Source organism: Methyloparacoccus sp. NF-16 (assembly GCF_056880625.1).
Map to the genome: position 1 here is coordinate 718440 of NZ_CP174130.1, position 25323 is coordinate 743762.

The window sequence follows — 25323 nt, forward strand, 5'->3', positions numbered from 1 at the left end:
AAGCATACCCCAATCATGAATCGTCTGCTAAATCGCGACGGCGAAATCCACTACCGGGAGGACTTTCTCGAGGCCGGCGAAGCCGAGCGCCGCTTCCGGGACCTGCTGGCCGGGCTGGACTGGCATGACGAATGTCTCCGCCTCGCGGGGCGTAGGGTCCAGGTGCCCCGGCGCGTCTGCTGGTACGGCGATGCCGGTGCGGTCTACCGTTATGCCGGTGTCGTCCACGAACCGCAGGCCTGGACCGACACGCTGGCGGATCTCAGGGCCCGGGTGGAAACCGCGCTTGGGCGTCCCTTCAACAGCGTGCTGGGCAACCTGTACCGGAACGGCCAGGACGCGATGGGCTGGCATGCCGACGCCGAGGCCGAGCTGGGCGCCTGCCCGGTCATCGCCTCGCTGAGCCTGGGCGCCGAGCGGCGCTTCGAAATCCGCCACCGGCACACGCGGGAGCGGCTGAGGATGGAACTGGCGCCAGGGAGCCTCCTGGTCATGTCCGGCCCCTTCCAGGAGCACTGGCAACATCGCGTGCCCCGGCAACCCGCCCTCGCCGCGCCCCGCATCAACCTGACCTTCCGCCTCATTATTCAGACCGCACGCTAGCGCACATGGCCGACATCATCCCGTTCCGCCGTCCCAAGGCGTCGGAGCGGCATCAGGGCAAGACCCTGTGCCGTTCCGGCTTCCACAAGTGGGAGATCGACAAGGCCCGCATCTTCGATGTCAGGCAGGGCCGGCTGGTGACCGTGCTGCGCTGTCCCCGCTGCGGCGCGGTCAGGCACGAACTGCGCTGAGGTGGCCGCCCCGGGAATCGGACGTCAGGCAGCGGGACAGGAAGTCATGCAGATGCTGGCGGCAGAAGTCGTCGAGCACCCAAGGCCGGCGGTCGATCACGGCAGACTCATCGAACGGGATCACATATGCCTCCGCCAAGTGGCGCCGACCCCCGACAGTGGTCACCCAGAGGCTTGCGCGGCGGTAGAAATCGTCCTCGAAATGATCCAGGCATGTCGCAGCCCCGTCGTCGAGCCCGCAATACAGCAGGCCCTGCGTGGCGGCGCCCGGCTCGGCGATCAGGCCGGGATAGGTCAGGCCGTGCAGGGCATAGCGGGCATATCCCGCCAGCGTGGCGGGCTCACCGATGCGGTCCAGCCCCGTCACCGCGCAGAAGACCTCGGGCAGTTGCAGGGTTCCGTAGGCAAACAGATTGAACATGATCGTGCCTCTCCCCGATTGCCGGGCCCCACCCGGCATGGGTCACCCTCATGGCATTGACAGGCAGCCAGCCCCGGGGTTTAAGCTGATGGCCTTTTCGTGCTGGCATCAAGTATAGGCATGTCCGAACACCATATCCTGATGGGCCGGGGCAAATCGCCCTGTTATCTGGAGGGCCGCTACGCCAATCGCCATGGCCTGATCGCCGGCGCCACCGGTACCGGCAAGACGGTCTCCCTGCAGGTGCTGGCCGAAGGCTTCTCCCGTCTCGGCATTCCCGTCTTCCTGGCCGACATCAAGGGCGATCTCGCCGGGCTGGCCTGCCCGGGCGCGGACAATCCGAAACTGGCCGAGCGCGCCGCTACCCTCGGGGTCAGCGACTACGGCCCGCAGGCCTTTCCGGTGGTGTTCTGGGATGTGCTGGGCGAGCAGGGCCACCCGGTGCGCGCGACGCTGTCCGACATGGGGCCGCTGCTGCTCTCGCGCCTGCTGGAGCTGAGCGACATCCAGCAGAGCGTGCTGACCCTGCTGTTCAAGTACGCCGACGATCATGGGCTGTTGCTGCTGGATCTCAAGGATCTGCAGGCGCTGATCAGCCACGCCGCCGACCATGCCGCGGAGCTGGCCCAGGATTACGGAACCATCAGCCGCCAGACCCTCGGCATCCTGCAGCGCGAACTGCTGACCCTGGAACAGGAAGGCGCCGAACATTTCTTCGGCGAACCCTCGCTGCGCCTGGAGGATCTGATGCAGACCACCCTGGACGGGCGCGGGCACATCAACATTCTGGCAGCCGACCGCCTGTTCCTCAAGCCGAGGCTGTACGCAACCTTCCTGCTCTGGCTGCTCTCCGAGCTGTACGAAAACCTGCCGGAGCGCGGCGACGCCCCCCTGCCCAGGCTGGCATTCTTCTTCGACGAGGCGCACCTGCTGTTCGACGATGCGCCCAAGGCGCTGATCGACAAGGTCGAGCAGGTCGTGCGGCTGATCCGCTCCAAAGGCGTGGGCGTTTATTTCATCACCCAGAATCCCCTGGACATACCGGAAAAGATTCTGGGTCAGCTGGGAAACCGCATCCAGCATGCCCTGCGGGCTTTCACGCCCAAGGACCAGAAGGCCGTCCGGGCCGCCGCCGAGACCTTCCGGAGCAACCCGGATCTGGATGTGGCCGGCGCCATTACCGAGCTGGCCGTGGGCGAGGCGCTGGTATCGACCCTGACGGAAGGCGGCGTACCCAGCCCGGTCGAGCGGGCCAGGATTTGCCCGCCGCGCTCGCGCATGGGCGCCATCACGGCCGAGGAACGCGAGACCATCCTGCAGCGCTCGCCCTATCGGGAGCGCTACGCCGAGACGGTGGACCGGGAATCGGCCTATGAGCGCCTGAGCGCGCGGGCAGAGCGGGCTTCCGGACCGGCATCCGTGATTGGCGAGGAGCTGCAAGGCTTCCTGGAAAAGGCGGCCAGGAGCGCCGTATCCGCCGCCAGCTCGGAACTGGGCCGCAAACTAGGCCGGCAGCTGCTGCGCGGCATCCTGGGCTCGCTGGGCAACCGCTGACCGGGCGATCAGCCGCCAGACGTTCCGGCCGTGGCGGCGAGCGCCCGGGCCAGGGCACGCAAGGCCTGTCCCCGATGGCTGAGCCGGTTCTTCACCGCCGGCGCCAGTTCGGCGCTGGTGCAACCCTGCTCCGGCAGGTAGAACAAGGGATCGTAACCAAACCCATCCTGACCCCGGGGTGCCGCCAGGATGCGTCCCGGCCAGCTGGCCTCGGCGATGATCGGGCTGGGGTCGGCCGCGTGGCGCAGATAGACCATGACACAGCGGAAACGGGCGCTGCGTCCGGCATCCGCCACCCCGGCCAGCGCCGCCAGCAGCTTGGCATTGTTGTCGGCATCGGTCGCGCCGATGCCGGCATAGCGGGCGGAAAATATTCCCGGCGCCCCCGCCAGGGCGTCGACTTCCAGTCCCGAGTCGTCGGCGATCGCCGGCAGGCCGGACAGGCGGGCCGCATGACGGGCCTTGAGGATGGCGTTCTCGACAAAGCTGAGACCGGTTTCCTCCGCATCGCCGATGTCGCATTCGGCCTGCGTTATCACCGAAAAATCATGCTCTGCTAATATCGCCCGGACCTCGCGGATTTTCCCGGGGTTGCCGCTAGCGAGGAGAATTTTTTTCATCGTTGGCACCTGGATGAAGAATGCCCGGCATGTCCCTCCGCCAGGCCACCTGGACAAATGGCGGGGCGTGGACGCGGCCCTTTCATGAACAACAACATATCGAGGAGATACCGCCCATGAGCAAGATACTGACCGAAGTCCTGAAAGCCAACGAAGGCTACGCCGCCAGCTTCACCAAGGGTGACCTGGCCCTGCCGCCGGCACGCGGCTTCGCCATCCTCACCTGCATGGATGCCCGGCTCGACCCGGCCAAGTACGCCGGCCTGTCCGAGGGCGACGCCCACGTCACCCGCAACGCCGGCGGCCGCGCCAGCGACGACGCCATCCGCTCGCTGGTGATCTCGCACAAGCTGCTCGGCACCCAGGAGTTCTTCGTCATCCATCACACCGACTGCGGCATGCAGCTGTTCGACAACGACATCATGGGCGATCTCCTGGCCAGCAGCCTGGACACCGCCAGCATCGACGCCACGGGCTGGCACGACAACGGCCAGTACCCCGGCTCCACCGACGGCCGCTACCTCAACTGGCTGACCTTCAGGAACAACGAGCAGAGCGTGCTGGAAGACGTGCGGCGCATCCGCCACCATACCCTGGTGCCGAACTACATCCCGATCTACGGCTTCATCTATGACGTCAGGACCGGCAAGCTGGTCGAGGTGCCGGAAGCCATGGCCGCCGGCCGTCCGCTCTGACGGTCGCCGTCCCGGGCATGGAGGGCGGGCGGCCTGGCCGGCCCGCCCGCCCGCGGCTTTCTCAGGAACGCGTCCGTTCCAGCGCCTCGCGCTGGTGCTGCATCAGATCGGCAATGCCGCGGGTTGCCAGATCGAGCATCGCATTCAGTTCGTGACGGTGGAAGGCATGCCCTTCGGCAGTACCCTGCACCTCGATGAAGGCGCCGGCCTCGTTCATGACCACATTCATGTCGGTCTCCGCCTCGCAGTCCTCGCGGTAGTCCAGATCCAGCACGGGAACGCCCTGATAGATACCCACCGAAACCGAGGCAATCTGCCCGTGGATCGGATTGGCGCGCAACCGCCGGGCCTTCATCAGGCGCTCGACCGCCAGGTGCAATGCGACATAGCCACCGGTGATGGAGGCCGTGCGCGTACCGCCGTCGGCCTGGATGACATCGCAGTCGATGGTGAGGGTACGCTCGCCCAGGGCTTCCAGATCCAGCGCCGCGCGCAGCGACCGGCCAATCAGCCGCTGGATTTCCATGGTGCGACCACCCTGCTTGCCCCGCGCCGCCTCGCGACCGGAACGCTCGTGGGTCGCTCGCGGCAGCATGCCGTATTCGGCCGTGATCCAGCCGCTGCCCTTGCCCTTCAGGAACGGCGGCACGCGCTCCTCGATGCTGGCGGTGCAGATCACGCGCGTATCACCAAACTCGACCAGGACCGAACCTTCGGCATGCTTGGTGAAATGGGGCGTGATGAGGATGGAACGCAACTGATCGGGCTGGCGGCCGCTCGGTCTCATGGCATTGCTCGCTGAACGAAAAACCGGGCAGTATACCCCATGCATCCGAACCGCCCTGCCGGCCAGACGCTTCCTCCGCAGATACCCATGCCGCCTCGGCGGCGGCGACCGCGTGCAGCCCGACCATGAACCATCCGTCCATCACATGACCCTCAAACGCGCCGTCTTCCTGCTGGGCTTCGTGCTGTTGCTGGCCGTGGCGCCCATCGCCTACCAGATCGACCGGGCCGCTCAATCATTGCCGCAAATGGACGGCGATATCCGGCTGCCGGGACTGCGCGAGCCCGCGACGATCCGCTTCGATGCCAGAGGCATTGCCGAAATCCAGGCCGCCTCGCGGCTCGATGCCTACCGTCTGCTCGGTTTCCTGCATGCGCGCGACCGGCTGTTCCAAATGGATCTGCTGCGCCGCCGGATGACCGGCCGGCTGGCCGAGGTGCTGGGCCAGCCGGCCGCGGCGGCGGATCGCCGGCAACGTCTCTACGGCTTCGACAGGGTAGCCCTCCAGGCCGTGGCGCGGCTCCCGGCTCACCAGCGCGCGGTGCTGGACGCCTATACCGCGGGCGTCAATGCCGTCATCGATACAGCCCGGGAATTCCCGCCCGAATTCCGTCTGCTGCACTATCGGCCCGCGCGCTGGGCACCAGCGGACAGCCTGCTGATCGGCGCCTCGATGTTCCAGACCCTGACCGACACGGAGGCCGAGGAGCGCATGCTGACGCTGATGCAGGCCTGCCTGCCGGCGGCGGTGGCGGGCTTTCTGACCCCCGATACGGATGCCTTCGATCGCACACTGGCCGGCGGTGAGCGCTCCCGGCGCCCCGAACGGTCGGTACCGACCGAGGCCATCGCCGCGCTGCTGGCAGACCCTCGCCGACAGTCGCAACAGGTTTCGGCCGTGGGCACCGACGACTTCACCCTGGGCTCGAACAATTGGACGGTCAGCGGCAGCAAGACCGCTGATGGCCGCGCCATTCTTGCCGATGACATGCACCTGCCGCTGGGCGTACCCAACCTGTGGTATCGCGCCCATCTCCGCTATGCCAACCACCGGCTGGATGGCCTGACGATACCCGGGCTGCCATTGCTCGTGGCCGGCGGCAACGGTCATGTCGCCTGGGGATTCACCAACCTGAACGCCGACGTGCTGGACCTGATCCGGCTGGAAACCCACCCGGACCATCCCGAGGCTTATCGCACACCCGAAGGCTGGCAACCTTTCGACGTGGCGACGGAGGCCCTCGAAATCCGTGACGCACCAGCAGAGCAACTGACGATCCGCAGGACCCTCTGGGGCCCGGTGCCGGAACGCCCCCTGCTGGGCGCCCCGGTGGCCCTGCGCTGGACAGCGCTGGATCCGGCCGCGATCAACCTGGAATTGCTCGACATCGACCGGGCCGAGACCCTGGACGCCGCCATGCGCCTCTTCAACCGCTTCGGCGCGCCGCCGCAGAATGTCGTCCTGGCCGACGAGCGGGGCCAGATTGCCTGGACTCTGACCGGGCTGCTGCCGGAGCGACGGGGATTCGATGGCGCCACCAGCCAGAACTGGGCCGCGACCGGCGCGGGCTGGTCGGGTTACCTGGCGCCGGCGTCCCTGCCTCGCCTGCTGAATCCGCCCGAGGGCTATATCGCCACCGCCAACAACCGCACCGTTGGCGGCGACTACCCGCATAGCCTTGGCCACAATCCCGCCAACGGCTATCGGGCCTTTCGCATCCGCCAGCGACTGGCCGAACAGCCGCGACTCGACGAGCGTGACCTGCATTCGCTGCAACTGGACATGCGTGGCGGGTTCTATGAGTTTTATCGGCTGCTGGCGCTGTCCCTGCTGCCGGAAACCGCCAGCCTCTCACCAGAGGCCCGCGAGGTCCGCGCAGCGATAGCCGGCTGGGACGGGCAACTCGCACCGGACAGCCGGGGTATCGCGCTGCTGGTACATTGGCGGTCGGTGCTGGCACAGGCGCTGATCGACCCTCTGGTGGCCCGCTGCCGGCAGGCGGATCCCGACTTCGTCTATCAATGGCGCCAGCTGGATACCCCCCTGCAGGCCCTGATCCGGCAGGGCCTGCCGCAACTGGCCAGCGCGCGCGGGCAACCGGACTGGAACGCCTACCTGCGCGCGATGCTGCTGGACAGCGCCCGGGAGCTCAAACAGCGGCACCGGGTGGACACCCTGGCGCAACTGCCATGGCGCCATGTCAACGCCGTGCGCATCCAGCATCCCTTCAGCCGCGCGCAACCCTGGGCCGGAAGTTTGCTGGACATGCCCACCATCCCCGGCGCCTGCAACAGCAATTGTGTAAAGGTGCTGCACGAGCGCAACGGCGCCAGCGAACGGCTGGTGCTCTCACCCAACCATCCGGAGGCTGCCAGTCTGCAAATGCCGGGCGGACAATCGGGGCATCCGCTATCGCCCCATTACCGCGACCAGCAGGCCGACTGGGCCGATGGCCAGATGTCCGCCTTCCTGCCCGGCCCGACCCAGCACCAGTTGCACCTGCTGCCTCCCTGAAGCGGGACAGGCAACATGACCGGAGCGCCGCCCGGCGACCACCACCCCGCATGCGTATCTGCGCCACGCAAAATCTGGGACAATCGCATCTGCCTTTCCGCCGGGATGGCCACGATGCCAGCCGCAAGACGGCCAGACGGTAACCTTCTTCCCGAACCAGACGCCCGGTGAAACAAACACTACTGTCCCTGCTGCTTCTGACGATCGGCCCGACCTGCCTGATCCTGCCCACGCAAAGTCCCGCCGCCTGGCAGGGCGCGATCCTCCTCGCGGCCGAGGACGAGGAGGATGAAGAGGACGAAGACGACGAGGACATGGGCAGCGGGGGCGGTGCGCGATCCTACTCCCGCAGTTTTTCCGGTTACAGGGAGCCCCATGTCCGCAGCTATCGGCAGGTTGACCAGTCAGCCTGGCATCGCCCCGTCCACCGCAAATCCCGCCATGCGGCAAGAGGACACGGCCGCCACGCACGGCCGGCAACCCACTGGTCACACCACCACGGCTCGCGGAACGTCGTGGCAGCCGCCCATCGGCAGCACGCTCACACCAAATCCGCGACCAAAGGGCGCCATGGCAAGGCCCACCTCCACCGGGCCAGCCATCACCACAGACACGCCGCGCACGCACATGATGGAAAAAGCCGAACCACTACGCGGCACGCCAAGGCGACGCACCCACGCCAGCATGCCAATGGCAGCAAGCGGCATCATCCGGTCCGGCAGAATGTCACGCAACGCAGGCAAGCCCGATCTTTCGCCAAGACGAGCTCGCGCCACCACGCGGACCTATCCAGCCACCCGGCAAACCACCGGAATCCCGGACGACACCCATCCCATCGCAGCACGAAAGCGGCCAGAGGCAAAACCCGTCATCGGTGAACCTCCACCCCGCCAGCAGGCCCAGCCGATGGCCAGCCCCATGGCAACCGGGTAGCAGGACGCATCCGCCTTGCGGTTCGACCGACCGGCTTTTGCGTCTGGGGGGATCACCCACTTCGGCAACACCACCTGATTTTTGACTTAATGGCGCTCTCTCGTTATGATGCCGTTCTTTCGGGGTGTAGCGCAGCCTGGTAGCGCACCTGTATGGGGTGCAGGGGGTCGCAGGTTCGAATCCTGTCTCCCCGACCAATTAAATCAGGAGCTTAGGTACCCCATACCACTAAGCTCCGAACGGCCGGCGTGACCAGATCGTGACATCTGGTCCAGCCGACCAACCGCCGCCCGGATGTTGTCCTGGGCCAGATGGGCATAGCGCTCGGTCATTGTGACCGAACTATGACCCAGCAGGTCCCGGACCTCCGGCAACGGCACTCCCGCGGACACCAGCCAAGCAGCGCAGGTGTGGCGCAGATCATGAATCCGAAAATCCTCAATCCCAGCCACCCGGCAAGCCGTCGCGAATGACCGCTTGATGCAGGTGATCCGTGCTCCGGCCGCGTTGGCGAAGACCCACGGCGAATCCGGACACGTCTCAGCGCGAAACCTCGCCCGATTGATGAGCGCGGCCCGTGCGCTATCATTCACCGGCACCGTGCGGCTTTTTCCTGCCTTTGTGTGCTGAGCCTCCAGGCGGATCGTGCCCGCATGGAGGTTCACCCTCGCCCACTCCAGCCCCAGCATTTCACCCCGGCGCATCCCGGTATTTAGGGCCAGCGCCAGGAAGTCAGCCAGGTACGGCGCCCGTTCGTTCGAGCTGGCGGCGTCGACCAGCTTTTCAGCCTCTCCCAGCGACAGCCAGCGGGTCCGGCCTTCCGGTTCCTTGAGCTTTCGCCCCTGAATCGGGTTGGGCAGGGCCCACCCCAGTTCACGGTTACACCAGCCGATGCAGGCCGCGAGAAAGGCCAGTTCACGGTTGACCGTGCTGTTACTCACCCCGGTCTCTTTCCGCGCGGCGATGTAGCCGTGAATATCCGCCGGCTTGAGGCTTTGCACGGTCCGCCCTGGCAGCAACTGCCGCCAGCGTCTGGCATGCAGCAGGTCGTCCTCATGGCTGCGCTTGTCGCTCTTGGCCTTGAGGAAGGCCAGCATCACGGCCTCAATTTCCCGGTCGGGTTCCCGTCCCCATTGCCGCGCTTCGTGGGCTTCGAGCTTCCAGCGTGCTTCGAGCGCGGCGGCTTCCCGTTTGTCGGTCGTGCCAGTAGAGCGTCTAACGCGCTTCCCGCTTGGGTCGGTGTAGCTCGCCCAGTAAATGGGACTATCTTCTCGTTTGTAGGGCATCTCGTTGTCTCCTGTGGTCGATGCCCCGCGCGCCTGTCATTATGCGTAGAGCGCAAAGATTCGGCAACCCATGCGGCAATCGCCGTGCTGGGGATCGTCACGCGGCCCATGACGCGCACGGTTGGCAGATCACCGGCCTCGATCAGCCGGCGCACGGTCCGCACCGAGACCCCGCCCAACTGGGCGGCGGCGTCGGCGAGGTTCAGCAGCAGGGGGGCGTCGGTCGTCATTCGCCATCCTCCGTGAGCGGCTCCGCCAGCAGCGCATTCCCGCAGAAGCAGCAGAATGCAAAGTCGTTCGACTCGGGGTTGCCGTCGACAAAGGCGAAGCATTCCCCGCAGTCCGTGTCCCACTTGCCGTCGATGTCCTCGGTCCAGACGCAGTGCTGTTTGGGTGTGTCGGTCATGGATCCCACTCCTCCAGTTCGCCGGGTTCACCCGGCAGGCCAGCGGCCCAGACCAGACCGGCCAGGACCGCCAGGATGACTATCGCGCCGATGACTTGGGCGGCGCTCATGCCGCCTTCCGGTGTTCGACTTTCAGGGCTTCTTCAAGCTGGGCGCGGGCGGCGTCCGGGCTCCCGTGCCGCATCTCATACAGGACGCTATCGATGGTGCCGGCGTCGAGAATCTCCCAGTAACTGACCGTCTCCTCCCAGGCGTCGAAGTCCGACATTTCCGGGCTGCGCGGATCGTTAACATGCCCGCTGCAGGCGGGCCAGGTGGCGCTGTCGCCAGCGCCGAAAGCCAGGGCGTTCATGCGGCCTCCTGTTGGCGTTGATGAGCGTCGGCGCGACGCTTGGCCACGAACTTGCAGAACTCGACCAGTACCGAACGAATGTGCGAATGCTCTTTGCCGAAGTCGCGCTCCTTGAGGAAAGCTTGAATCTCGGTGAGATCGAACAGCAGCACACCCAAACTCTCGGGTTCTACCGGCTCTTCGGGGATTTCGACCCGGGCCGCTTCCGGCTTTGGCGCAGGCTGGGCGGCGGCGGCTTGGGCGACGGCCGCGGCTGCGGCCTGCTCGGCTTCGGCTTGTTCGCTCGCCTTGAGCTGAGCTTCGACGATGCTTTCCCGATGCTTGCGGATGCGTAACTCGGCGAGGGCGTCAAAGTCTTCGTCGTTCTTGGTGCCGACCTCGGCGAAGTCCGGAAAGAGTGAATACCAGTCGCAGACCGGGTGACACAGGCTCTCGCGATTGCGCGCCAGACGATCGGCCGCGCGGCTCAATTCCGTGCGCAACTCGCTGCACTTGGCTTCCAGGGCGTTGCGGCATGAGGCAATCGATTTCAGCCCCTTGATGGCGTCACCCAGCAGGGCGGGCGCCGGGTAGTGCTGCCAGTGCGCCCCGTTGCCGGCGTTGAGCGCGTCGACGTGGGCAACCAGTTGCCGATGGAACTCGGCCACCAGTTCAGCCCGTACCTGCTCCTTGCGGGCCTTGATCTGCTTGTCGAGCTGCAAGCGCGTGGATCTGAGCTTTTCCTTGAGCCCGTCCATGACCCGGAAGATTTCCTCGATGTCGGCCGTTTGGGACAGGGCCTGCTTCTTGACCAAATCAAGCCTATCCTCGGCCTGCTTGCAGAACTTCACGGTAGCCTCGGCGTCGGCGAAATCCTGATCCGATTCCAGGTTGGTCTTGATGGCGCAGACCAGCGCATCGGCCGCGCCCATGAACCGCGCCAGGTTGGTGGACACCACGCGCCCCTCTAGCTCGACGACCAGCGCCGGCAGTTGGCTGATGGGACTCGCGACCGGCTCCGGCTGGGCGGCGCTGGGTTGATACTTGGCCAGGTCGATCGCGAACCGTTGCCAGCCGACGATGAGTTGCTGGCGGAGAACGGGTATCGATTCGTACCAGACGCACTGCATATCCTCGCGATTGCCCGAACTGGCCATGAACAGCACCCGCTCTGCCCCGCTGACGAGCAAGATTTGCTCGAGCTGCGGCCGGTAATCGTTGGGGACTTCACCGTCTGCCAGCAGCCGACCGACACGGGCGGACAGCGTCTTATGCTCCCAGGCGACATCACCCGCGAGGGTGAGCCCGTCCATGCTGGAGGAAAGGTTAAGCCCGGAAACTTGCCTTGACATGGTCACTGGGTAAAGTTCCTCGCCTATCAGCGCTTCGGCCCACGGCCGCGCCTGCGCTTCGAAGGCATGCCCCCGGTCGAACCTTGCCTGTGTCTCGGCGTCGACTTCCGGCGTGATGCCGCTCGCCTTCTCGGCTAGCAGTTGTTCGCGGGTTTTGTAGGGCGACAACCCCAGCATGGCGGCGGCGTCGGATGCGTTGAAACTGCCGGCCCGGTGCGCATGCCATTCGGGCGAACCCTGGACCAGGTTATGTGTGGTGGGTGCGTTCATGATGGATCCTCCGGGTTGTAGCTGTTGAGCCAAGCGGCGTTGGCGTCGGACTGGGGCTGATCGAGCGCGGCAATGGCTTGCCGCTGTTCGGGCGTGAGGTCGTACTTGCTGGATACCGTGGCGAGAATGTCGCCGGCTGATTTCTTGCCGCTGTTCACAAGGGCGGCGAACTTCTGCAGACTGATGGCAAAGTCTTCGTCACTGGCGACAGGCAGGGCCGCGATTGCGGGGCTAGCCGCTGGACTGATGGGCTGCGCTTCGGCTTCCAGCTCGACGGCTTGGCCGATCATTTCCTCCGCCGTTGGCGCCGATCCCAACTCCGGAAACGCCTTGCGCAAGGCCTGGGCTTCGGCGCACTTTGCGAGCATTCCGTAAGGCCGCCGTGACCACATGGCATTGGGGGAGATGTCCTTTTGTTTACCGCCCTTGGCGGCATAGTTTTCCTTCCAGAACTCGCGGGCCGAGAACTCGACCACGGCCCCGGACTTGAGCGCCCGCTTGACCGTGACCCGGCACCACTGGGGATAGGTGATATCGACAGAGCCGATACGCTCCGACACATCCGGCCCGAACTCTGGATCTCCGATGCCGGCATATTCGCCCGTGCGCGCCGCGCCGGTGCGATAGAGCCCGATCCCGGGCATGATCACATCCCGATAGCGCCCCCGCTTCTCGTCCCACATGGGCACGATATGCACGGGCCTTTGCATCGGATCGAGCCCCGCGGCCAGGCAGTAGCCCAGCACCAGGCCGATGGACTCGGGCGACGCACCCGGGTAGAAACTGGATTCCAGAACCTGCACCAGGTCCGCATCCGTTGCGGCCGACTGACCCGGCCTGAGTGGCGTTACCGCGTTCATACGTCCTCCTCGGATAGTTCCCGCAAACTCGCGGGGATGTAGGTTTGCGGAGGCTCGACGTCCACCGCGTTGTTTAGCCACTGGACGACCCAGCGCCAGACGTGACAGAGCAGACCGGCCAGGCACAGCACCGCGCACCAGCCGGCCAGGAACAGCACGAGAAACAGCGCTTCGTTCATGCCCATTCCTCCTTCGCGGCCATGAGCGCCGCCTGTTGATGGGCCAGATACCAGGCTTCGAATGAGCGATTGAGGTAGAGCCGCAGCCGCGCCCGGGCGCCGGCCACCTGCCCGCTATCCAACTCGGAAAGCACTTGATCCAACTCGACCGGCGACAGCGCGACCGAGTAACTCACCTTCTCCTCCCAGACCGCCCGAGCGGCCTGCCTCTTTGCGTCTGCGTCCATCATTCGCACCCTTGGTTCTGAGCTATGCGCAAAACTGTAATGCTTGCAGCGCATAATATCAAGCAAAAAAAGCCCTTTTTGTGTGCTACACGCACAGGGCCGGCCCCGTGTGCTATGTTTCGACCGTGGCATGTCTGCCCCGGTGGGCACTGTAGGCGCAAGCCGGATATGCCACCCTGCTTCATGGCTGCAGCCGCTCCCGATCGGCTTCCGGTTGCCGCCGGCCACGGCTGACGGACTCGGACCCATGCACTTCGCGGATTTTGTCCATGTCCCACTGCCCGCGATTGGATGAGCGCCATTCGGGCGGGCGGAAGTACCACATGAATTTTTTCGACGCCCAGAAAAAGCCCGCGGCTTTCAGCGCGGCCTTGTGGGTCTTCGTGTCACCCGACACCCACACCCAGGCGCCGCAAACCTCCAAGCGCAAGCCGGCCAGATCGACCACGGCATTGATCGCGGCATTCAGCGCGTCGCCATAGTCGGCATTCGCCGAGGGCTCGGCGTTCACCGGACGATCCCAATCCAGGCCCTGCAGGACCTGCCAGGCGGCGTTCACCGCCTGCATCATTTGCAAACCGCCCGGGTTCCTGTCGGGGTGATATTTCTGCGAGGCCCGCCGATAGGCGGCCTTGGCCTGTTCCAAGGTAATGTTGGAGCCGGTAAGCCCCAGCACGTTGAGCGCGTCTTGCAGTTTCATGGCATGACCTCCACGGGGTTGCAGGCAGGGTGGAACACTTGCGCGGGAAACCAGCGCCAGGCTTGCGCCCAGCAGCCCGGCCCCGTGATGGACCGCCAGGCGCCCGGCCCCGGAGCCGGCAACAGGGAACCCGAAAAGCCCAGCGGAAAGGCGAACAGCGGCAGGCCCCGGGCCAGCGCCAGACGGCAGGCCAGCGCCGACCCATGCGACCGGGGGGAACTGAACAACACCACCGCCGAGGCCGTGGCGTCGGCGATGACCGTGCGGGTGCGTTGGGCCAGGCGCGCTTTCAGCGGCACCTCTGGACCACCGCCCGCCCAGGGCATGACCAGCCCGCCCCGTTGCCGATGCTCGGCGACAGCGGCCAGCGCGGAACCCGACCATGCCCCGACCGCCGTGTAATGCCGTGGCGGCGGAGCCAGAACCGGGGACACCGGCCCGAACGCGGACCAGACCGTCGTGCGCGACCAGCCAAACCGGGCCGAGGCCCGGATAACGCATTCGTCGACGCCCACGCAGCAACCGACCGCCAACCCGGCCCCGGCATCGAGCAGATAAGCCGTGACCCGTTCGACTTGCGGCCGCAACCCGGCAGGCAGAACGCGCGAACCGCACACCGCCACGATGAACCCCGAGGTAGCCCCGGCCTTCATTGCGCACCCCCGCCCGGTAATGCCCACGGGGCCAGGCAGGATTCGAAACCGATACCCGACACCGACCGTTGACGGTGATACTCGCGCACCAGGCGCGGCGTAGCCGGCCGACACACCAGATGGGTAACCGGCAGCTTTGCCGACGCGGCGAACCCCGCCAGCGCGGAAGCGGGATCCTTTTCCGAAACCAGCCGCATGAAATAACCGGCCGAATTGATGATGACGAATTGAGGCATGACAGATCCCCGAAAATTGTGGTGATCCCAGGACCCAGCGGCGCAGCCGCTGGAATCCGGGGGCAAAAGCGGCCTACTCGAACCAGCGACCCTCGCCGTCTTCCAGCGCGGTAACCAGACCGTCGAAGTCTTCCGACGGACCGAGGGCATGGGCCATACAGAAAACTGTTGAGGGCTCCACGCCATACTCTTCGGCCAGGTTGAGCAGATACTCGCGGCGACTGGCAAAGCCGGCTGCCAGATAGGCCGCGCGGTGATCGGCCGCTGGAACGAGAACTGATGAGATGGAATCGGACATGGTGAAAACCTCCGTGGGTGATGAGCCCCAGACCCGGCGGCGCAGCCGCCGGGTTGAGGGATGGAAAAACTAGGCGAGGAAACCCGGGCGGAAACCCGACCCGCAGACCGTGGCAATGTCGGCGTAAGCCGCGCGCCCAGTGACGCCAGCCGGCAGGCGCACCTTGAGCACGAACGGCGGAACGGAACCCGTGACCGCCTGGACCACTTGCGAACCGGCCGTGCCCCGTGAAACCGAGCAGGACCAGCCGAGGACAGCCCGGACCCGGGCCATGTCGGCGCAAGCCTGAGCGCCCGACTCGTATGCAATGAACAGACACGGCGGCGCCGGATGCCAGCCGAGGCCGCCAGGCAGAACCCGACGCGCCCAGACGTACCCTTTGCCCGCCCGCGCCACGATCGGCGCATGGCGCCGGCCTTGAACAGCCACGAATCCGCGGCCTTGAGTGTTTGCTGTTGTTGCCATGGCACCCTCCAAATAACGCTTGTTGAACCGACACAGCCCCCCCACACCGCCTTAACGGCGCACATTTGCCGAAGGGGCTGGAATGCCAGCGGACGTGGAATAAATGGGGGGGACCCGTTGCCGCCGCGCTGAGCCTGAACGCGGCTGGCACGAATGAGGGCGGCAAGGGGGAGCAAACCGTTTATGCCGCGAAAGCCGCTTGCATAGTGCGCAGCGGATACGCGGGGAACGCGCATCGATTAACCCGCGACCGTGACACGCGGGGAAGGCGCTGGATGCACCCTTGCGCACGGTCCTGACCCTTCGGCAAATACTGACTGCCCGTGGTGTGGGGGAGAACACGGCACGGCCTGAACAAGCCGAGGATTTGGCGAAGCCCGCCGGGTCCACGGCGCGAGAGTGTCTGCCGCGATGCAGGGCGACCGGAATGGAGTGAAGCCGACCGCACCGACACAGCCGGCGGTACCCCGCTGGCGAATTCGACACAACCGGTGGGCGTAGCGGGAATGGAGGGAGTCCCGGAATAAGGCAGTCACGACCGCGCGTCTCCAAGGTTTTCGCGCCCGAGCGGTACTCCGCTGGGGTGCCACCCTGTCAGTTCGCCGGCGCCCTGACTGACTGCCTGGAAGTGAGGGGGTCGGCGAACACGGGGTTTTCCGCACAGGCCGCGACCTCGCGGGCCGTGCCGCGACATCAGTCCGCCCGGGTGCTGGGCGAAGACGTGCAGACGAGCGCACGGGCGGACACTGGGATTGCCGACAGGGCGTGTACCCACGCGCTGGCCACCCGGTCTAGCGAGTGCCGGTAGGCGTCACGAGCAACCCCGGGATTTGCCGACAGGCCGCGATCCGGTCGAATCCCCATGATCCGCTGCGGTATTCCGCTGCGGACACACAGAAACAGCCCCTTGGTTTGCCTGCCCACATGAAGAGCGGCGAACAGAGGCACGAAGGCTGGGAGGCGTGAGCTGAAAGGAGGGTCCAGGGCGAGACCCCACGCCGAACACGCAGCCGAGCGCACCGCAGAAAGCGGCAGGTACTCCGGGCGCGTCATCAACCAACTCGCTGGGCGGAGTGCCACCGATGCCGACCGCCTGGGCCCGACTGAAAGCGGTAGCCGGACGGCCGCAGGGCCGCTATTGGCCGCGACCGGGCACGGCTAAGCCATGGGTCCGGCTTGAAGCCGGGCAAGGAGGCCGGGCGTTCTGGCCATGGATGGCCTCCGGTGGGCGTGGCGGCGGCTGAGTGGCGCTCCGTGAGGGACTAGGCGCGCCGCCAGCCAGAGCCGCGACGAGCGGACCTAAACAACGGCGCTGCCGGAACTCCGGGAGCGACAGCAAGACCGCAGCGTCTGGAGTGCCAGAAGCCTGGAACGGCGGGCAGTGCGGGCGTGTGCCGATGCCGTGGCGTGGAGTTGCCCGCGCCCCGCCCGACTGGCGCCACCTTGGCCAGCGGCGGACGCGGCGAACCGGACATGACCGCGCTTGGCGGGCAGGCGTGCGGGCGACGGAACGGCACAAAGCGGCGCTGACCGCTCTGCCTGCCGGCCACCACGCGGGAACGTGTCCGCCCATCGCTGGGCCGGTACTCCGGGCCAGCCAGCAAGACCGATGAGACAGGCACTCGGGAACGCCTGCCGTGAGCCTTGCGGGCGTGTGCGGGTGCAGCCGAATGGAGGCGACAGCGCCCCGCCTGCCGTGCGCCTCGATTGATGCCGGCGCTGGCGCTGGCGACACAAGACAGCCGCGCTCGGCGGGCGGGCGTGCTGGCGCTGGAATGAGGCGAACCGGCGCAGACCGCTAGGCGAACCTGCCGCTCCGCTATCGAAACTCCGTCCTGCCATCCGCCCGGGGCGTATGCAAACCCGGGGATTGCCCTGCAAGGGATTGCGTGAGGGATGCGCAGGGGCAGTCAGACGGCTGGCAGGCGGGGCCGCAGCGCTCGTGTTTCTTGATCGGGTTTTGATGCCCCGCCTTGCTGACGGCTGACCGGAGCGCAGCGTAGCCCATAGCAGCCCGACCCCGCGCCCGCACGACGCCGGCTGCTGGGTGGTCCTGTTCCAGGCGCGGGGGCACGCCTAAACGAACCGGCATGGCAAGACTACCCGTCTGGCGTAAAGGTGAGGCCGGATAAACAGCAGCCGCCAACAGGCCAAAGACGGACGAGAGAAACCGCTATGGAAGCGTCATGGACCGATATTCCGCCAAAAGCGGAGTGATCAAAGCCGATGCCGGATGCTTGGGTTTTCGCCCCGACAACCGAACGCCATTGCCCGTTGAGGACAAGGACCCGGGAGGCCAAAGCGCGGCAGGCAGAAACCAAGGCGGGGCGGGGTTGCAGGTAGGGCAATGGTGGGCGGGGGAGGTGGCGGACCCAACTGACGTGAGCACCGCGAACGCCACGCCCCACGGCCCCCGGCGTGGGACCCAAGTCAGCCGGGGCCGCAACTGCCGAGCGTGACCGTGAGCGCAGCGAGCGGGCCGCGAGGTCTACGGAGAGACAGCCCCGGAACGGCATCACCACGAACGCGGCGACGGGCCGGGTCCACGTCCACAGCGGCGGGCGGTACTCCGCTGGCCGCCACAAGGCCCCTGCAGGCTCGCTGGTGCTGGGTGCGGCGCTGTCGAGCGGCGGCAGGGTGCGGCCACGGCGCGTGGGTCCGGTAATCAGGCTGATCCGCACGCTGCGGCCGCGAGTGGGCACGGCGTCGGTCGCGGTCATCGATAGGGCAGTGAGCGGGTATTGATCGAAGGGCTCGACGAAGGGTTGCCGAGTCTGTTTCTGGTCGTGTTCAGAGCCTGGCGCGGTGCTGTCCGGGTCTGTTTATGGACGTTTTCTCGCGCACCACAGGCCCATGCACGGGTATTCGATGCGTGTGTTGTAGGTGTCCACTCAAGTCCCTGCGCGTAAACCGGGCCATATATTCAGCTCTTTCGCTTGTCCGGTATGAATTCAATATGAATGCCAGGTGCCCAGTCGGTGGCCAGTCAGTTCATTTGAAATGAAAAGATAACAATCATTTCAATTTAGTTTTGTATTGAATTCGAGGCTCTCTGTTTAGTGTAGGACAGCCGTTGAAGATCTGTCCCTTGGCATTTTGCAGGGTGCCTCAATCAATGTGTTGTGGCTTTTCAGTGGGTGATTTCTCATCTCTCAACGCTTTTTGTCGTTGTTACTGCTTCGCATTCGGGTCCGCTATATCTCCGGGGTGATACCGGTCTTGTCCTAGCCGGTGATGCCCTGTATTCCACCGTAATGCCGGCAGAGTCTTCCGGGACGAATGTCAACCCGCACCCGCAGCAAACGGGACACCCGACTCAACCTTGCTAGACCTCTACAACCGATCCATATTGTTCAATCCGAGTTGCGGGATGCATGGCTGTTTCAAGTCAATTGCAACTTGTGCGCTTGGATTCAGCCTACAAGCAACATGGATAGTCTTCAACCTATCATGCAACTCGTGATTCATCATTTGTATCGGACCAATAAAGAACCAGGCATGCGTTAAGGCCGACACCCGCAGCCTGCTTTCGCAAGGACTCGTGTGAGCCATTCATGGGTGTCAAAGCCGGCTTGATGTTCCTCATATCAGTGCGAGGATTGGCACTTATGCCATCATCAACTATGATTCCCACTCATTCCGGACTATTCTGATACATAAACTCGGACGGTCTGGATAGGACAGTACGACTAAAGACGAGCAATGGACCCTGCCTTCCGATCAGGACACACCACCCTTGAACCTCGAAGACCTTCAGCCTGAGGCTACCTTGCGTGGCGTTCTGCCCGATGCCGCGGTCACCGTGGTCAATGTCACCTGGCATGGATCGGACGCCCTGACGCTGATCTATCGTGGCCCGGATGGGCGCGTCGCCGATGAAATCCTCTACCGGTACGACGAGCCCCGCCTGGACATCGTGGCGGCTGGCCGGCCATGGAGTTTCGACGGCGACGGGGCCTTGTACCGACTGGTGGCCGAGGCGCATCGCATCCGCCTGGCCCACTTGTTCGATCCGGTGCTGGCCGTACATACCTCGCTCGTCGACCCGCTGCCGCATCAAATCACGGCGGTCTACGAAGCCATGTTGCCGCGCCAGCCCTTGCGCTTCCTGCTGGCCGACGATCCGGGCGCGGGCAAGACCATCATGGCGGGCCTGCTCATCAAGGAACTGATTGCGCGCGGCGATTTGCGCCGCTGTCTGATCGTCTGTCCCGGCAGTCTCGTGGAGCAATGGCAGGACGAACTGTCCCGGCGTTTCCACCTGCCGTTCGAGATCATGACCAATGACAAGTTCGAGGCCGCCCGCACCGGCAACTGGTTCCTCGAAAACGATCTGGCCATCGCCCGGCTCGACAAACTCTCTCGCAATGAAGACGTTCAGCATAAGCTCACGGCGGCGGATTGCCGCTATGACCTGATCGTTTGCGACGAGGCCCACAAGCTGTCGGCCACCTTCTTCGGCGGCGAGGTCAAGTACACCAAGCGCTACCGGCTCGGCCAGTTGCTTTCAGGACTCACGCGGCATTTCCTGCTGATGACCGCAACGCCCCACAACGGCAAGGAAGAAGATTTCCAGTTGTTTCTGGCCCTGCTGGATGGCGACCGTTTCGAGGGCCGATTCCGCGATGGCGTTCACCAGGTGGAAGTGGCGGACCTGATGCGGCGCATGGTCAAGGAGAACCTGCTCAAATTCGACGGCCGGCCCCTGTTCCCCGAGCGGATTGCCTACACGGTGCCCTACCGGCTATCCGACCCTGAGGTGAAGCTCTACAAGGCCGTCACCGACTATGTCCGGGAAGAATTCAACCGCGCCGAGGCGCTGGAGAATGGCAAGCGGGCCGGTACGGTCGGCTTCGCGTTGACCATCCTGCAGCGGCGACTGGCCTCTTCCCCGGAAGCCATCTACCAGTCGCTGCGTCGCCGCCGTGACCGACTGGAGAAGCGCTGGCGCGAACTGGAACTTCTGCAGCGCGGGGCGGCTGTCAGCGCTCCGCTGGAGTCCGGCCCGCTGCTGGATGCCGAGGATGTCGAGGACCTGGATGAGGCGCCCGAGAACGAAGTCGAAGCCGCCGAGGAGCGGGTACTCGACCAGGCCACGGCGGCGGCCACGCTGGCCGAACTGAAGACCGAAATCGCCACGCTGGAGCAACTGGAAGCCCTGGCCGGTGAAGTCCGGCGCAGCGGCCAGGACACCAAGTGGCGCGAACTTTCGCACCTGCTCGGCGAGATATTTACCCCAGCCGCGCTCTCGGATCGAATCAGCGAACCCGCCGCGCCCTTTGGCTCGGGGCCGATACCCAAGCACACGCCCTCGCCCCGCCAGAAGCTGGTGCTCTTCACCGAACACCGCGACACGCTCAATTACCTGGAGCGCCAAATCAGCGCCCTTCTTGGCCGGCCGCAGGCGGTCGCCATGATCCACGGCGGCATGGGCCGGGAAGAACGGCGCAAGGCCCAAACCAGCTTCCTGCACGATCCCGAAGTCCAGGTCCTGCTCGCCACGGATGCCGCCGGCGAAGGCATCAACCTGCAGCGCGCCCACCTGATGGTCAACTATGACCTGCCTTGGAATCCGAATCGTCTGGAACAGCGCTTTGGCCGTATCCACCGCATCGGTCAAACCGAAGTCTGCCATTTGTGGAACCTGGTGGCCGAGGAAACCCGCGAGGGCGACGTTTACCGCCGCCTGCTGGAGAAACTCGAAGAGGCGCGTCAGGCGCTGGGTGGGCAGGTGTTCGACGTGCTGGGCAAACTCCAGTTTGTCGACGACGGCGGACCCCGCACCCTCCGGGAGCTGCTGCTCCAGGCCATCCGTTACGGCGACCAACCGGAGATTCGTGATCGCCTCAACATCGCCATCGACGGCGGCGTCGACCGCGCCAACCTGGAAAGCCTGATCGAAGACCGGGCGCTGGCCCATGATGTCATGGACGCCAGCCGCGTGGCGCGCATACGGGAAGACATGGAACGCGCCGAAGCGCGGCGACTGCAGCCGCACTATATCGAAGCGTTTTTCCTGGAAGCCTTCAGGCAACTGGGCGGCAGCATCCGCCAGCGCGAATCCCGCCGCTATGAGGTGACCCATGTGCCCGCCCCGGTGCGCAACCGCGACCGCCAGATCGGTTCGGGCGATCCGGTGCAGCCCCGCTATGAGCGCATCACCTTCGACAAGACCCTGATCGCCCCACCCGGCCAACCGTTCGCGGCCTTTGTCTGTCCGGGCCACCCGTTGCTCGATGCCGCCCTGGACCTCACCCTGGAACGCCACCGCGATTTGCTGAAACGCGGCACGGTGCTGGTCGATACCCGCGACCCCGGCCTGCAACCCAGGGTCCTCATCACCCTGGAACATGCCATCCAGGATGCCAGCCTCTTGCCCTCGGGGGAGCGCCGCAGCATCTCGCGGCGGCTGCTCTATGTCGAGATGGACGCCGCCGGCCAGACCCGGAACTTGCACTACGCCCCCTATCTCGACTATCGGCCGCTCACCGCCGAGGAGCCCTCGGTGGCCGACTTGCTGGCCCGGCCCGAATGCGCCTGGATCACCCGGGCGCTCGAACAGCAGGCGCAACACCACGCCATTGCTCATGTCGTGCCCGAGCACATCCAGGAAGTTCGGGACCGGCGGCTGAACTGGATCGACAAGACCCGGGCGGCCGTCAAGGATCGCCTGACCAAGGAAATCGCCTACTGGGACCACCGCGCCGAACAACTCAAACTCCAGGAACAGACCGGCCGGGCCGGGGCGCGGCTGAATTCGCTGGAAGCACGCCGCCGCGCCGATGACCTGCAGACCCGGCTGCAACGGCGCCTGGCCGAACTGGACCGCGAAGCGCAGGTGTCCGCCTTGCCGCCCGTCGTGGTCGGCGCCCTGGTGGTCGCGCCGCTGGGGCTAATCGCCGCCATGACCGGAAAGCCGCTGCCTACACAGCCCGCCGACACTCAGGCCGCCGCCGCCCGAGCTCGCGCGGTGGTGATGGCGGCCGAGCGCGCCATGGGTTACGAACCGGTAGACCGGGAACTGGAAAAGCTCGGCTATGACATCGAAAGTCGCATACCCGGCAGCGGTCGATTACGCTTTATCGAAGTCAAGGGCCGGGTAACCGGGGCGGACACGGTGACGGTGACCAAGAATGAAATCCTGACCAGTCTCAACAAGCCGGACGACTTCATTCTGGCCATCGTCGAGTTCCTGGACGACACGGAACACCGTCTGCATTACCTCCGGCGGCCTTTCCAGCGGGAACCGGACTTCGGGGTAACGAGCGTGAATTATGACCTTAGTGACTTACTGCGAAAAGCAACAGAACCTAATTAACCAGCATAACAGCATGATGGTCACTAAAAGCCTTTTTGGCGTGTGTCAGCAGGGCTTACCATAAAAGAATACTGGAGGACATGGAATGGGGTTTTGGCATACTGGATATATAGAATTTCATCAGGAGCATGGCCTTGGTGACTCGTATACTATATCGCCGCCTGTATATCATTGTTCCACTTGCCAGGAGCCCTTTCCAACCCTTGCCCAATTAAGAGAGCATCGGTTTCAAAGCCACCCTTATACGAGGCCAATGCTATTCGTCCGCGATGTGGAAGTAGGTGGAACTCCAATCAAAATCACCAAACCCCTGGCCGAAGGTGATTTGCAATTCGAGGGTTACACAGGAGCATTACTCAATGGCAAGACAGTAACTAAATCCGAACTCGAAGAAGGCTTAGCCAAATTACGAAAAGACACTGCCACGATTGAATTGCAGGGTGACCATGTTAAATCTGTCTTCACCCTAAGGTTCGAGATTGCCGAAGAGGAAGATCTGCAGGGTGTCAGCCGTTGTTTTCAGGAAGTCGCGCATGGGCGTAGGCTGGATAAGCGCGCAATCGATGATTTCATAAAAGCCTCAAGGCGATATGACACAGCAATTGGCTATTGCGATGGAATTGCCGACTATTTTTATGGTGTGCTGTTAAAAGAGCGCTCCGAGGAAACAACCCTCCCTTTTGATGCCTATCGAGATAAGTTCACCCGGGCGGCGGATCAATTAAAGACCTATGATCAACCCTTGGCCAGGATGATTGGGGGTGTAATTGCATTTCACTTCAATCATTTTAACGAAGTCCTGTCGTTAGCCGGTCAAACAAGACTGGGAATTGTTTCAAAGCGTTTTGTTCATTGGCTCGAAGGCACAGATGACCCTATACCTGAACATGAGTTAGATCATGGACAGACAGGAGCAAGCCTGGAACCCTTGATTACCGACATGGAAACCGAGCAAATCCTGCGCTGGAGTGTTGCGGGCTGGAAAAAATGGGCGTCCAACATGGGTGAGATGGAAGTATTTTCCAGACAGAACCTGCCTGGCTACGATAGGGCCAAGCTACACATCATGCTTGCGCAATTTTCCCTTCAGAATGGAAATAAAGACCAGGCATTGCGATATGCCAAGGAATACAGAAACAATCCTAGCTTGAGCGTATGGGCAGAACATATTGTTGAAGCCTGCCATAAACTACAGTAATCATCTATGAAATCCAATAACGTAACAATCACCAACAAGAAGACCGGGGAAATTACCACGGCGGAATCGCAGCAAGGTAAGGTGCCGCCAAAACATAGACCTCCATCGGTTCCAACTGCTTCCGAACTTACTGAGGAGGAGTGGGGCGAACCCACCCGCCCCCCGGTAAGCCTAACGCCCACGGCAGATCCGGAACCCAAAAAGGAAAAGACACGACCGGAACCGAGCAGCCTGGAGGAATTCATTGAACATGCTTACAAGCGAAAGGGGCAGCGGGTCTCTCTGAGCGAAAAGACTGAGAAGGCCATCAGCCAGGATTTTATATTACGGCCAGATGTTCAAACTCGCCTACTGGAAATTGCCAAGCAAGATTCTTTGCTTCTTGTACCCAAGCAACTCTTATTGGTGGCCCATGGCATCAAAAGATATCCTCCACTCAGGACCGAACTACAAAAGTTCATCTTGGCCGCTCTGAATCAAAATCCACTTTTTACTTTCCACCAATTATCAGACGTACTCAGAAATATTCCAGGCTCAATGAGCCCTGAAAGAGCGCTATCGAAAGTATTTGCGACTGATATTGCATTGGTACAAAAGCGGATTACGGACTTCAATCTAAAGCTCGCAGAATATAAAAAACTCCAGGCAAATCTCATTTATTGTATTGCCATATTTCTTGAAGGGACTTACTCATATTCGCTCCTACAGATCAGCAAATTGCTTTATGACTCGCTTTGGATGCCAAGCGCGCCAAAAGATGCCGATACAACCCACAAACTCCGGATACTCACTGATATCACTGATGTGGAAGGTGTAGGACAGGCATGCTCCCTCTTCAAAACTGAAGTTGACGTACAGACGGCATCCAATGCGGCCTTGCAGTCTCGCATCAGGAATCTTGAGGAAAATGTTGTGAGGCTGGAGGGCGAATGCCAAAAATCTGCGCAGGAGTTACAGATACGTGATGACAAGCTTCGCGGCATGGAAGCTCAATTGCTGAACGAAAGAAAATCACATGAAGATGCACTTACACACCTTCGTGATGACAAGGAGCAAATGCGAGCCAAGTTATTACGGCGGCTCAAAGCCGAAGCAAATCTACTTAGCGACGGCTTACATGCACTCCGGCGTGATCCGCCCAAAATTCACGTCATGGACGATCATGCGGCTCGTGTATTGGATGGACTCTACGCGGCAATCAAGGAACTGGACCTGGAGAAATAAT

The 25323-nt window shown here is 63.7% G+C and carries 24 protein-coding genes, 1 tRNA gene and 1 pseudogene; 9 read left to right on the forward strand and 17 right to left on the reverse strand.

What is annotated here, in order from left to right:
• Positions 1–15 precede the first annotated feature (15 nt).
• Positions 16–603 carry an alpha-ketoglutarate-dependent dioxygenase AlkB family protein gene (locus ACH5N8_RS03500; protein WP_460028644.1) on the forward strand — a complete coding sequence of 196 codons (588 nt, stop codon included), beginning with the start codon at positions 16–18 and terminating at the stop codon, positions 601–603.
• A 5-nt stretch (positions 604–608) separates the two neighbouring features.
• Positions 609–794, forward strand: a complete 186-nt coding sequence (locus tag ACH5N8_RS03505) for a hypothetical protein (RefSeq protein ID WP_483282511.1) — start codon at positions 609–611, stop codon at positions 792–794.
• Here ACH5N8_RS03505 and ACH5N8_RS03510 read toward each other — a convergent pair.
• Positions 775–1215, reverse strand: coding sequence for a gamma-glutamylcyclotransferase family protein (locus tag ACH5N8_RS03510; RefSeq protein ID WP_483282512.1), 441 nt, complete (start codon positions 1213–1215; stop codon positions 775–777). The genes ACH5N8_RS03505 and ACH5N8_RS03510 overlap by 20 nt on opposite strands.
• A gap of 120 nt (positions 1216–1335) precedes the next feature.
• Between ACH5N8_RS03510 and ACH5N8_RS03515 the strand changes: the two genes are divergently transcribed.
• Complete coding sequence (locus tag ACH5N8_RS03515) at positions 1336–2769, forward strand: helicase HerA-like domain-containing protein (protein WP_483282513.1); 1434 nt, start codon at positions 1336–1338, stop codon at positions 2767–2769.
• An 8-nt stretch (positions 2770–2777) separates the two neighbouring features.
• On the opposite strand, the gene rdgB is transcribed toward ACH5N8_RS03515, so the two are convergent.
• Positions 2778–3389 (reverse strand): RdgB/HAM1 family non-canonical purine NTP pyrophosphatase, encoded by a 612-nt coding sequence (gene rdgB / locus ACH5N8_RS03520; RefSeq protein WP_483282514.1) that lies wholly within the window; start codon positions 3387–3389, stop codon positions 2778–2780.
• Positions 3390–3505: 116 nt separating this feature from the next.
• On the opposite strand from rdgB, the gene ACH5N8_RS03525 reads away from it, so the two are divergent.
• Positions 3506–4084, forward strand: a complete 579-nt coding sequence (locus ACH5N8_RS03525) for a beta-class carbonic anhydrase (RefSeq protein WP_483282515.1) — start codon at positions 3506–3508, stop codon at positions 4082–4084.
• Between the two features lie 61 nt (positions 4085–4145).
• Here the strand turns inward: ACH5N8_RS03525 and rph are convergent, their stop codons facing one another.
• Complete coding sequence (rph, locus tag ACH5N8_RS03530; protein ID WP_483282516.1) at positions 4146–4871, reverse strand: ribonuclease PH; 726 nt, start codon at positions 4869–4871, stop codon at positions 4146–4148.
• Between the two features lie 145 nt (positions 4872–5016).
• Between rph and ACH5N8_RS03535 the strand changes: the two genes are divergently transcribed.
• Positions 5017–7386 carry a penicillin acylase family protein gene (locus ACH5N8_RS03535; protein ID WP_483282517.1) on the forward strand — a complete coding sequence of 790 codons (2370 nt, stop codon included), beginning with the start codon at positions 5017–5019 and terminating at the stop codon, positions 7384–7386.
• A 488-nt stretch (positions 7387–7874) separates the two neighbouring features.
• Here ACH5N8_RS03535 and ACH5N8_RS03540 read toward each other — a convergent pair whose 3' ends face one another.
• Positions 7875–8120: a hypothetical protein gene (locus tag ACH5N8_RS03540; RefSeq protein WP_483282518.1), complete on the reverse strand. Its 246-nt coding sequence runs from the start codon at positions 8118–8120 to the stop codon at positions 7875–7877.
• Positions 8121–8439: 319 nt separating this feature from the next.
• On the opposite strand from ACH5N8_RS03540, the gene ACH5N8_RS03545 reads away from it, so the two are divergent.
• Positions 8440–8516 (forward strand) — tRNA-Pro (locus ACH5N8_RS03545).
• A 6-nt stretch (positions 8517–8522) separates the two neighbouring features.
• Here ACH5N8_RS03545 and ACH5N8_RS03550 read toward each other — a convergent pair.
• The 13 genes and pseudogenes from ACH5N8_RS03550 to ACH5N8_RS03610 form a co-directional block, all read right to left on the reverse strand.
• Positions 8523–9605, reverse strand: a complete 1083-nt coding sequence (locus tag ACH5N8_RS03550) for a tyrosine-type recombinase/integrase (protein ID WP_483282519.1) — start codon at positions 9603–9605, stop codon at positions 8523–8525.
• Between the two features lie 71 nt (positions 9606–9676).
• Positions 9677–9835 (reverse strand): annotated as a pseudogene (locus tag ACH5N8_RS03555) (helix-turn-helix domain-containing protein); the annotation flags it as partial.
• Positions 9832–10011 (reverse strand): hypothetical protein, encoded by a 180-nt coding sequence (locus ACH5N8_RS03560; RefSeq protein WP_483282520.1) that lies wholly within the window; start codon positions 10009–10011, stop codon positions 9832–9834. The pseudogene ACH5N8_RS03555 and the gene ACH5N8_RS03560, both read right to left, overlap by 4 nt.
• 106 nt (positions 10012–10117) lie before the next feature.
• Complete coding sequence (locus tag ACH5N8_RS03565; RefSeq protein WP_483282521.1) at positions 10118–10363, reverse strand: hypothetical protein; 246 nt, start codon at positions 10361–10363, stop codon at positions 10118–10120.
• Entirely contained in the window at positions 10360–11964 is a 1605-nt protein-coding gene (locus tag ACH5N8_RS03570) for a lambda-exonuclease family protein (RefSeq protein ID WP_483282522.1), read from the reverse strand. The genes ACH5N8_RS03565 and ACH5N8_RS03570 overlap by 4 nt, the downstream gene beginning before the upstream one ends.
• Positions 11961–12824, reverse strand: coding sequence for a phage recombination protein Bet (gene bet, locus ACH5N8_RS03575; RefSeq protein WP_483282523.1), 864 nt, complete (start codon positions 12822–12824; stop codon positions 11961–11963). Before bet ends, ACH5N8_RS03570 begins: the two co-directional genes overlap by 4 nt.
• Positions 12821–13003, reverse strand: a complete 183-nt coding sequence (locus ACH5N8_RS03580; protein ID WP_483282524.1) for a hypothetical protein — start codon at positions 13001–13003, stop codon at positions 12821–12823. The genes bet and ACH5N8_RS03580 overlap by 4 nt, the downstream gene beginning before the upstream one ends.
• Positions 13000–13233: a hypothetical protein gene (locus tag ACH5N8_RS03585; protein WP_483282525.1), complete on the reverse strand. Its 234-nt coding sequence runs from the start codon at positions 13231–13233 to the stop codon at positions 13000–13002. The genes ACH5N8_RS03580 and ACH5N8_RS03585 overlap by 4 nt, the downstream gene beginning before the upstream one ends.
• A gap of 178 nt (positions 13234–13411) precedes the next feature.
• On the reverse strand, positions 13412–13930 hold the full coding sequence (locus ACH5N8_RS03590; RefSeq protein ID WP_483282526.1) for a J domain-containing protein: 519 nt from the start codon (positions 13928–13930) through the stop codon (positions 13412–13414).
• Positions 13927–14583 (reverse strand): hypothetical protein, encoded by a 657-nt coding sequence (locus ACH5N8_RS03595; RefSeq protein WP_483282527.1) that lies wholly within the window; start codon positions 14581–14583, stop codon positions 13927–13929. Before ACH5N8_RS03595 ends, ACH5N8_RS03590 begins: the two co-directional genes overlap by 4 nt.
• Positions 14580–14819, reverse strand: coding sequence for a hypothetical protein (locus ACH5N8_RS03600; protein WP_483282528.1), 240 nt, complete (start codon positions 14817–14819; stop codon positions 14580–14582). The genes ACH5N8_RS03595 and ACH5N8_RS03600 overlap by 4 nt, the downstream gene beginning before the upstream one ends.
• Positions 14820–14892: 73 nt before the next feature.
• Positions 14893–15117 (reverse strand): hypothetical protein, encoded by a 225-nt coding sequence (locus ACH5N8_RS03605; protein ID WP_483282529.1) that lies wholly within the window; start codon positions 15115–15117, stop codon positions 14893–14895.
• Between the two features lie 69 nt (positions 15118–15186).
• Complete coding sequence (locus tag ACH5N8_RS03610; protein WP_483282530.1) at positions 15187–15582, reverse strand: hypothetical protein; 396 nt, start codon at positions 15580–15582, stop codon at positions 15187–15189.
• A 3736-nt stretch (positions 15583–19318) separates the two neighbouring features.
• Here ACH5N8_RS03610 and ACH5N8_RS03615 point away from each other — a divergent pair.
• From ACH5N8_RS03615 to ACH5N8_RS03625, 3 genes are all read left to right on the forward strand, one after another.
• Positions 19319–22900 (forward strand): helicase-related protein, encoded by a 3582-nt coding sequence (locus tag ACH5N8_RS03615; protein WP_483282531.1) that lies wholly within the window; start codon positions 19319–19321, stop codon positions 22898–22900.
• Positions 22901–23153: 253 nt separating this feature from the next.
• A complete protein-coding gene (locus tag ACH5N8_RS03620) occupies positions 23154–24098 on the forward strand; it encodes a hypothetical protein (protein WP_483282532.1) in 945 nt (314 codons plus the stop codon).
• Between the two features lie 6 nt (positions 24099–24104).
• Positions 24105–25322, forward strand: a complete 1218-nt coding sequence (locus tag ACH5N8_RS03625) for a hypothetical protein (protein WP_483282533.1) — start codon at positions 24105–24107, stop codon at positions 25320–25322.
• Position 25323: the final 1 nt, after the last annotated feature.

Bases quoted from the DNA above. Each gene is read 5' to 3' on its own strand.
- ACH5N8_RS03500 (WP_460028644.1), top strand. From the start codon at position 16: ATGAATCGTCTGCTAAATCGCGACGGCGAAATCCACTACCGGGAGGAC.
- ACH5N8_RS03505 (WP_483282511.1), top strand. From the start codon at position 609: ATGGCCGACATCATCCCGTTCCGCCGTCCCAAGGCGTCGGAGCGGCAT.
- ACH5N8_RS03510 (WP_483282512.1), bottom strand. From the start codon at position 1,215: ATGTTCAATCTGTTTGCCTACGGAACCCTGCAACTGCCCGAGGTCTTC.
- ACH5N8_RS03515 (WP_483282513.1), top strand. From the start codon at position 1,336: ATGTCCGAACACCATATCCTGATGGGCCGGGGCAAATCGCCCTGTTAT.
- rdgB (WP_483282514.1), bottom strand. From the start codon at position 3,389: ATGAAAAAAATTCTCCTCGCTAGCGGCAACCCCGGGAAAATCCGCGAG.
- ACH5N8_RS03525 (WP_483282515.1), top strand. From the start codon at position 3,506: ATGAGCAAGATACTGACCGAAGTCCTGAAAGCCAACGAAGGCTACGCC.
- rph (WP_483282516.1), bottom strand. From the start codon at position 4,871: ATGAGACCGAGCGGCCGCCAGCCCGATCAGTTGCGTTCCATCCTCATC.
- ACH5N8_RS03535 (WP_483282517.1), top strand. From the start codon at position 5,017: ATGACCCTCAAACGCGCCGTCTTCCTGCTGGGCTTCGTGCTGTTGCTG.
- ACH5N8_RS03550 (WP_483282519.1), bottom strand. From the start codon at position 9,605: ATGCCCTACAAACGAGAAGATAGTCCCATTTACTGGGCGAGCTACACC.
- ACH5N8_RS03560 (WP_483282520.1), bottom strand. From the start codon at position 10,011: ATGACCGACACACCCAAACAGCACTGCGTCTGGACCGAGGACATCGAC.
- ACH5N8_RS03565 (WP_483282521.1), bottom strand. From the start codon at position 10,363: ATGAACGCCCTGGCTTTCGGCGCTGGCGACAGCGCCACCTGGCCCGCC.
- ACH5N8_RS03570 (WP_483282522.1), bottom strand. From the start codon at position 11,964: ATGAACGCACCCACCACACATAACCTGGTCCAGGGTTCGCCCGAATGG.
- bet (WP_483282523.1), bottom strand. From the start codon at position 12,824: ATGAACGCGGTAACGCCACTCAGGCCGGGTCAGTCGGCCGCAACGGAT.
- ACH5N8_RS03580 (WP_483282524.1), bottom strand. From the start codon at position 13,003: ATGAACGAAGCGCTGTTTCTCGTGCTGTTCCTGGCCGGCTGGTGCGCG.
- ACH5N8_RS03585 (WP_483282525.1), bottom strand. From the start codon at position 13,233: ATGATGGACGCAGACGCAAAGAGGCAGGCCGCTCGGGCGGTCTGGGAG.
- ACH5N8_RS03590 (WP_483282526.1), bottom strand. From the start codon at position 13,930: ATGAAACTGCAAGACGCGCTCAACGTGCTGGGGCTTACCGGCTCCAAC.
- ACH5N8_RS03595 (WP_483282527.1), bottom strand. From the start codon at position 14,583: ATGAAGGCCGGGGCTACCTCGGGGTTCATCGTGGCGGTGTGCGGTTCG.
- ACH5N8_RS03600 (WP_483282528.1), bottom strand. From the start codon at position 14,819: ATGCCTCAATTCGTCATCATCAATTCGGCCGGTTATTTCATGCGGCTG.
- ACH5N8_RS03605 (WP_483282529.1), bottom strand. From the start codon at position 15,117: ATGTCCGATTCCATCTCATCAGTTCTCGTTCCAGCGGCCGATCACCGC.
- ACH5N8_RS03610 (WP_483282530.1), bottom strand. From the start codon at position 15,582: ATGGCAACAACAGCAAACACTCAAGGCCGCGGATTCGTGGCTGTTCAA.
- ACH5N8_RS03620 (WP_483282532.1), top strand. From the start codon at position 23,154: ATGCTATTCGTCCGCGATGTGGAAGTAGGTGGAACTCCAATCAAAATC.
- ACH5N8_RS03625 (WP_483282533.1), top strand. From the start codon at position 24,105: ATGAAATCCAATAACGTAACAATCACCAACAAGAAGACCGGGGAAATT.